This window comes from Haloferax sp. s1, assembly GCF_058382125.1.
The window spans coordinates 1-8,567 of the sequence record NZ_JBZRPK010000588.1 but is presented as its reverse complement, the minus strand read 5'-3'; the positions used below and the strand labels follow the sequence as shown (position 1 = coordinate 8,567).

5 protein-coding genes and 1 CRISPR repeat array are annotated in these 8,567 nt (G+C 55.4%); all 5 genes read left to right on the top strand.

Features of this window, described 5'->3' with window-relative positions:
- Nucleotides 1–25: 25 nt before the first annotated feature.
- A CRISPR array of direct repeats spans nt 26–1,422; the repeat unit is 30 nt; unit sequence GTTTCAGACGAACCCTTGTGGGATTGAAGC.
- Between the two features lie 155 nt (nt 1,423–1,577).
- Entirely contained in the window at nt 1,578–2,396 is an 819-nt protein-coding gene (gene cas6 / locus QT222_RS11510; RefSeq protein ID WP_491477254.1) for a CRISPR-associated endoribonuclease Cas6, read from the top strand.
- Entirely contained in the window at nt 2,396–4,534 is a 2,139-nt protein-coding gene (gene cas8b, locus QT222_RS11505; RefSeq protein ID WP_491477253.1) for a type I-B CRISPR-associated protein Cas8b/Csh1, read from the top strand. Before cas6 ends, cas8b begins: the two co-directional genes overlap by 1 nt.
- 26 nt (nt 4,535–4,560) lie before the next feature.
- Entirely contained in the window at nt 4,561–5,586 is a 1,026-nt protein-coding gene (gene cas7b / locus QT222_RS11500; RefSeq protein ID WP_491477252.1) for a type I-B CRISPR-associated protein Cas7/Csh2, read from the top strand.
- 16 nt (nt 5,587–5,602) lie between these two features.
- Nucleotides 5,603–6,400, top strand: a complete 798-nt coding sequence (gene cas5b, locus QT222_RS11495) for a type I-B CRISPR-associated protein Cas5b (protein WP_491477251.1) — start codon at nt 5,603–5,605, stop codon at nt 6,398–6,400.
- Nucleotides 6,401–6,423: 23 nt separating this feature from the next.
- Nucleotides 6,424–8,567 (top strand): CRISPR-associated endonuclease Cas3'' (locus QT222_RS11490; RefSeq protein WP_491477250.1); only part of this gene is annotated, 2,144 nt, incomplete at its 3' end.

Here is an 8,567-nt window from a genome sequence, read left to right as displayed (position 1 = left end):
CCCTCCGACGACGAACCGAACTATTGTTTCAGACGAACCCTTGTGGGATTGAAGCCGACAAGAACGAAACGAAGGTGGAAGTGAAGGCGAAGGTTTCAGACGAACCCTTGTGGGATTGAAGCCGCGTCTCTGACTGGGAGAATGGACATCAACCCGGTTTCAGACGAACCCTTGTGGGATTGAAGCCTAAATTCTGACACAGCAGCGCGTGCCGGATCGGAGTTTCAGACGAACCCTTGTGGGATTGAAGCGAAACACTGTTGCGGCGGCTATAGGGTAAGTGTTGTTTCAGACGAACCCTTGTGGGATTGAAGCAGGCCGAGCGCCTGGCGCGCACCTCCGCGACGGGCGTTTCAGACGAACCCTTGTGGGATTGAAGCTTACAGTCTCGGAAAAGTATGGACAAAACGAACGAGTTTCAGACGAACCCTTGTGGGATTGAAGCGCAAGAAAAACGCCGAGGATGGCAACGCCATCAGTGTTTCAGACGAACCCTTGTGGGATTGAAGCTCCTGTCCGTGCATCCCTTCGTACAGCTTCGCGGCGTTTCAGACGAACCCTTGTGGGATTGAAGCGCCAGCGGGCGTTGCGGCCGACCGGGCGTCCGCAGTTTCAGACGAACCCTTGTGGGATTGAAGCGTCGAAGACGCGGCCCTCGACGACGAGGTGAGCGAGTTTCAGACGAACCCTTGTGGGATTGAAGCGGCACGCTCGGCATGATCGGCCGGTGGGACGGTGGTTTCAGACGAACCCTTGTGGGATTGAAGCAACTGTAGTTTCGGTAAACGAACCCGAAAAAACACTGTTTCAGACGAACCCTTGTGGGATTGAAGCGGTGACGCGACGCGCACCGATGCGAACCGATGCGCGTTTCAGACGAACCCTTGTGGGATTGAAGCGTCCACAGACCCTCCGACGACGAACCGAACTATTGTTTCAGACGAACCCTTGTGGGATTGAAGCGTACCGCAAAGCTCGGGATGTTGGAAAGGAGGATTAGTTTCAGACGAACCCTTGTGGGATTGAAGCCAATCGCTGCAACTGCATGCGATGATTTCAACTCTGGTTTCAGACGAACCCTTGTGGGATTGAAGCGGATTCGTCCGAACCGGATGGCTCAAAGACAGTTAGTTTCAGACGAACCCTTGTGGGATTGAAGCTTTGCTTATCGACCCACAAGATGCAACGCTGGGAGTTTCAGACGAACCCTTGTGGGATTGAAGCAGCCGTCTCCAAGACCACGCCGAAGCGAGTGTTCGGAGTTTCAGACGAACCCTTGTGGGATTGAAGCGAACGGTGGCAACTTCGCCTCGAACTCGAACACACGCGTTTCAGACGAACCCTTGTGGGTTTGAAGCAAATGTTGGCAAAGGAGAGAGTACACCAAGTCGAATTTCAGATGAACCCATGTGGGATTGAGACTCCCTTCCCTAAGTTCGTCTACAATATCTTCTATCGCAATCAACATTAAACTACATACGAATTAACAGACATTTTACAATATCTACAAATGATGGCAATCCGAAACGAAAACTGTGTTACACAATTACAACCATATAACAGAGGTGGTATGAGGCGTGCGTATCGAATTAGCACTCGACGCTGTCGCTGACGCCGCCTACGACACGTCACATCATCATAAAGTTCGAGGCAGGGTCTGGCGCGGCCTAGAGGATAACGACGCCTTCGCCGAGGTTCACGATACCGACCACGGTATTGGATTCGCGTACTCGAATGTGTTCCCATGGGGTCAAATCGAGGAAGGAGACCGACGATACATCCGTATCGCGTCACCGCGGCGGGCTGTCCTCGACGACCTCGTTTCCCACTTCGGGAGTGAGCGGGCGTTCGACGTCGGCCAGATGCGGTTCGAAGTCGATGAGATCACTGGCCATGCACCCGACGTTGGCGAAGCGGGGTCGACTGGGCAACTCGAAACAGCGACGGGTGTCTTCTGTGCACTCGACCGCAAACTTGCGAAGGAGCACGGACTGAGCACGGAGAAAATCGACGCTGGAGACACGGAGACCAAACTGTTCTGGCGACCCAAGCATGGAATGGAGCCACTGCAGGCAGCAATCAAGCGGTCGCTCCAGCGTACCCACGAGCTGTACGGCGACGACTACTACGACGGGCCGGTGGAGGTTGACGAACCGCTGTTCGACAGCATCGAACCGATCAAAGACGATGTTGTCTACCCGATTCACTTCCAGCCGGCGACAGCCGTCGACCGGACAGTCCTGCTCTCGAAATGGTACTTGGGCTATCGAGTCCGAAACGAGACCCATCGGTATCACCTGAATCTGGCGCTCGACGCTGGCATTGGCCAACGACGCGAGCACGGATTCGGGTTCCTGAATCTCACCGACAAGACGCTTCCCCGAGCGAGTGACTAATGGCTGGGCCAACAATCGAAGACTTCGAAGACGCAATCGAGGCCCACTGGCACGGACGGCCGCCATCGAGCTTAGAAGACGTGATGGCACTGTACGGTGTGCTCGCCGTGGCCGAAAGCGGCGGGGAACTGTACGGGAGTGCAAGTAAGCTTGCACCGTTCGTCGACGACGGGCGACTCGTCACGATTGACATCGACCTCACGGGGGAGACCCCGGGCGTAAGTGACCCAGAGGTTGATACGCTTCGTGAAGAAGACGTTCCGAAACTTCGGTACTCGCACAAATCATCCGGCCGCGGTGCAAAATACAGTCTCACCCAAATCGGCTCGAAGAATGGGAACGACGCAGCGGGCGTCGCTAGTACCATCCTCGGGCGTGTTCGCTCGTGGACAACGCAGGACAGCATCCTCAGCCTCACTAGCGAGAAGGGACACCCAGATGCGTGGGTCATCGAACGCCTCGCAGAAGTCTTCGAGAAGGACTCGGATTCGCTCGAAGCACTCGAAGAGAAAGTCGAAAAACTCCTTCCACCGGATGAGTCGATTCCCACGGCCGTTACAGTCCGACTCCGAATCGACGGTGCCGAGCTTGCAACGCCCGATAAGACTGAAACACGCTGGTTCTGGCCTGCAGAGTTAGATGTCTTAGAGGAGGCGATGAAGCGGTATGCGACGGCCAACGCAGCAAACAAGAACATCGATTCCGGCTCTCCATCAGAGGGTGTTGGAACCGGCATTGTCACCGGTCGAGAAGGCCGCGTCGTCGGGACTTCTGAGAGTCCGCTGGGTGTGTTCTCGGTCAAGCACCCGGACGCACAACCGGGGCTCCGAAAAGACCAGTCGTGGCGAAATTACCCAGTACGCGACGATATCGCGATGCTCTTCAATAAGAGTCAGGACCTCATCGAACAGTGTGTCCGCCGACGGGGGGGCGTTGAGACGTACGCACTCCCGTATTTCGCTGGAGAGCTGACCGCGGCTAAAGCCCAGTTGCTCTATGGCGCGATTCAGTCGTTAGATTCCGAGAGCGAATACGACGAGTCCGGTGGCGCACCGATGGCACGCGTCACGTACGAACTTCGCGAAGCCGATGACGAAGCGGTTCGCCGACTGAGCGAGACGGAACTTCGATTCTACACGATTACGCTTCCAATCAGCGATGACAAGAACGTCATCGCAGAAGAGCCGTCGGCACCTATTTACTGGGTTTCAGAACTTGCTGAAGCAGTCGCTGAGACAGTTCAGGGACCGACACTTAACCCACGACAAGGTGGGTTCGCTCAGTACGATAACTGGCCGCTTTTGGACTTTCCCGACGAGTTCGATGAAGCGCGAAAATTTGCGTTCTATCGGATCGTCGGCCAGGAGTTCACCGACACAGCGTTCGCCTACCGTGGCGACGATGAAGGTGACGACTTCCGGCGTATCGTTGACCACCGCTTGATCGCTGGTGTACCACTTGATGCGTCGATGTTGTTCGACGAGTACATGCGCCGATACAATGACGAATCCGAGGGTGGTGCAGTCCCACCCCACCAAATCGTTGCCCAGCAGCTCGTTCATCTGGAGGCGCTATCGCGGGCAGGCTTACTGAGTGGCATCGACGTTCAAATCGCACCCAACAACACACCCATGACGACCAAGACAGACCTCGACACGTCGGATCTTTCGGCAATCCGAGAGCGCCGACTCGAATCGTTCCTCGACAGACCACTCTTCGACGACTCAACACGGAAAGCAGCTGGGCTAGCTGGCGTCCTCGTTGGGCAGATCAGTTGGCACCAGGAGTCGGCCCGCAGTATGGGTCGCCCACTCGACTCGAAGACTCGGGGTGACCAACTGACGAAACACAGCCTGGAGAACGCACTGACGACAGCGCTTGAGAAGACGAAAGTCTACGCCTTCGACTCAGACTACAGCGGCGACCGCGACCTGCTGTTCCCAGAGACCGTTGACCGACTGCTCGAAACAACCGAAGCGATGCCAAGCGACTGGCAGTTGGAGAAGCGAGAACTCCAATTCTGCTATGTGCTTGGGCACGCCCACGGCCGCCGGTCAATGCCAGTTGCGTTCGACCTCCATGAGGGTGAAACTGAGAGTGAGGTCGAAGATCAGCCTGCGGAGAGCACTGCCAACTAACCACCAGAATCCAACAGAACACACCAATGACGACACCAAACCGATCCGAACTCCTGTTCATCTACGACGCACAAGACTGCAACCCGAACGGCAATCCAATCGGCGACAACCGACCTCGCCAAGACCCTGATACCAAGCAGGGCATCATCACCGACGTTCGGCTCAAGCGCTATCTTCGAGACCAACTTCTCGACGATGGCTTCGACATCTATGTGAAAAAGACCGAAGGACAGTCGTGGACCCGAACAAAACTCATCAAGGACGTGTTGGGGGGTATCGAAGATGCCGATGACCTCGACGATCTCGAAGACGTGGGTGAAGAATTCCTCGACGCAGCGACCGACGTTCGATACTTCGGCGCAACACTCAGCTTCGAAGCAAGTGACGATGAGACTGACGAGGCCTTCCGCTCAGCGCTGAACAGTGCCTTACCAAATAACTACCAGGGGCCAGTTCAGTTCCTTCCGGCAAAGTCCCTGAATAGGGTCGAGGAGAATGAAGAGTACGACTCGCTAACCAGCGTCATCTCGACCGGCGAAGAAAACCGACAGGGTGGCTTCGACCTCGATGACAAGCGCATCAAGTACGGGATCTTCCCCTTCTGGGGACTCGTCGACAACAACGGTGCGAAGTCGACCAACCTGACCCAAGCAGATGTCGAGCGACTCGACACGCTGTGTTGGCGGGCGCTCAAGAATCAAACCACGTCGCGATCGAAACTCGGGCAAGCACCGCGGCTGTACCTCCGTGTCGAATACAAGGACGGAAACTACCACATTGGTGGACTACACGACCTGCTCGAACTCTCACCGGAGAGTGACGAGTCACTGCGATCCATCAACGACGTCGTTGTCGACGCGTCAGAGCTAGTAGCTGCGCTCAACCACGAAGCTGAGCGAATTCAGACAGTACACATCGTCGGTGACGGCCGTTTGGAACTCGACGTTGGAGACAAGACGATTCGAAGTGATGAACTCGGCGGGCATCTCGCCGACGCAGGCCACAACGTCCACGAGATTGACGTCCTTGAAGAGCGAGAGCTCGCAGCCTGATGATTCGGACTAACAGATGTCACTTCAAATAGACGCCGATGGCGTGCCTGATCGCTGCCTGTCGTTTACCGTTCGGTCCACTTGGGGACATTTCAAGCGTGTCGGCCGGAGTGTCACCAAACAAACATATAGAATCCCACCACGGACGACTGTCGCTGGAATGCTTGCTGCCATCGTCGGTGCTGACCGCGACTCGTACTACGATGTCTTTGGCGCAGACAACGCTGCAATTGCCATTACGTCGCTCACTGAGCTTCGGACAGTCAACATCCCTACGACTGGTCTTGGAACGGACCCAGGCCAAGACGTCACTTCGTCTGTAGGGAGTCGGCGGTCGTTCAAGCTCACGTATCAGGATACCACCGGTGATCGGCAACTCCACGCCTATGAGGTACTGGCTGACCCGGCATATCGAATCGATGTCGCACTTGAAAACGAGGAGTTCTACCACCAACTCCGAGAGCACCTTACGAACGGGACGTCAATTTACCCACCGAGCTTGGGGAAATCAGAGTATCTCGCCACAATCGAGGATGTCAACACCGATTGTAAACCAACCCGGTTGACAGACGACTCGACGTTTGACATTGACTCTGTGGTCCCGACTTCGCTTTCCGAAGCGATCCCACAAGGTGGTGTGACATACGGTGTCGAGCGGTCTCCAGCCGTTATGGAAAAGAACGCTGGTGGCCGACGGACGACTCGCTTCGATGATTACATCTACACACAGCAAGCAGGCGCAACAGTCCGAGTCGGGGACGACGCTGGTGTTGTTCCTGTTACCGTCGAAGACCGGACTGTCGTGTTCCGGTAACTGACCACTCATACATTTTCGACATGGAACTCCCACTCATTTCGCACCCAGCAGACGACGACAAGAATCGTGAGTACCCGTCGGAGCAACTCACCAAAGAGGGTGCGCTTCGACTTACTGCCCATAATAGTGTTGTCGCCACTCGGAGCACACGTCTGTTCGGGTTCACAGACGAGCGTGCACAGTTTTTACGTGTTGGCGCATCGCTCCACGATTTTGGAAAATCGACACCCCAGTTCCAAGCCCACGTCCGCCCTGAAGAGACGTATACTGGGCCCGACAAGGAGAAGAATCACGCTCGTCTCGGAGCGCTTGCGACGTGGTTTGTACTTGGACGCCTTGACGCGCCCGACCAAGACCGCTTAGCGGCGACGCTTGCAGTTGCTCGACACCACCAAGCACTCCCCGACGCAGCACGGTACACAGCAGAACCACTTGCAACTGCGTTCGACGAAGCAAGTACAGTCCTCAACGCACAGACCGATGCGATAGATCGTCAGTGGCCAGATGCAGCCACCGAGTTGCTTCGACTCACTGGAGCCACAGACGTGACGTGGGCCGAATTCTCGAACTGGGCCAAATCAGGTGCCGTTGTCGACGAACTCCACGAACTGAGTGCGCGTCAGGAACTTACTGGACCCAAGCCAAACTCGGCGAAGCTCCCTGAGAAATTGTACGATCGGACGCTTCACTACTGGGCTGCCATCACGCTCGCAGACAAGAGCCATGCGATGGCAATTCCCGAGTCGCAGGTCTTCGATTTTGCCACCCTTGACCGCCACACTATCGAATCGTATATCGCCGACCTCAGGGACGATCCACCAGCAAATGCACTGGAAGCTGAGTTGAATGATGGACGAGAGCGAGCAAGGCGCCAAACGATCAAGGGAGTTCACGAGTGGCTCAGTGACGGCGATTCATCGATTGCGACGCTGACACTCCCAACTGGACTCGGAAAGACGTTCACAGGACTGTCAGCCGCGTTCGAATCAAGAGACCTCTTAGCGAGCGAGTCGACAGACAGGCACTCTCGACCGATTATCTACGCGCTCCCATACACGAGTATTATCGAACAAACCCGGTCGATATTCGAAGATCCAGATCTCTGGGGTGCTGATCCCATGAAATCAGCGTTAACAGTCCATCACTACCTGAGTGAGACGGTAGTATACCATGACGAACGCCAAGACAGCGACGTCGACGCAACTGACGAGGAAGAGACCGCACGTTTACTCGGTGAAGCGTGGCGAGATGGCACGATTCTGACGACGTTCGTGCAGCTATTTGAGAGCCTCACCGGACCGTCCAATCGACAGGGGTTGAAACTTGCAGCACTTGACGGTGGCCTCGTGATTCTCGACGAGCCACAGGCACTGCCCAAAGACTGGTGGGACGGAATAACGAGGCTATTGGAACTGCTGACTGAGGAGTACCAAACCCGTCTCATTGCAATGACGGCCACCCAACCGACGCTACTTCGTGACTTGAATACGACAGCGCTCCTTGAGGCGGGTCTCGAACACGACACGAGCAACTGCAGCGCCTGTACACAGGGACCCACATATCCGACCCGACTTCCTCCTGTTTCGAAACCGACCTACTTTGAAGAAGCAACACGTGTCCAGTACACGATTGACGAGACGGCCCTATCACACCAGCTTTCGTCTGAAATACGATTCATTAGCCACGACGAGGCTGCTAGCAGAGTAATCAAATCAACACTCAATGAAGGGTCGACACTCGCGATCTGCAATACGATCAAAAGCTCGGCAGTCCTGACAGAGTTGATTACTGACTACGAGGAAGTCCATCATCTCGGACCTGAAATCCAGTCCGTACTGGACGAACAGGACGTCAACGCCACTACGACTGAGCAAAGTGCCTCAGAAATTGCGCAGGATGTCCTCAACGAAGTTGGGATTAGTCAACCGGCAACTGGCGACGATGAATGGGTGATTCCAGCCCATGTCGGCACGGTCGCACTGACTCTTAATTCACGCTACAGGCCATTTGACCGGCAGTTCATTATCGACTTAGCAGACCAATTGTCGTGTAGTACTGTCCCGTTCTTCCTTTTCTCAACACAAGCAATCGATGCCGGTGTTGACCTGATTTTCAAGACTGTTTTCCGCGATATCGCCCCACTCGACAGCATCGTTCAGGCTGC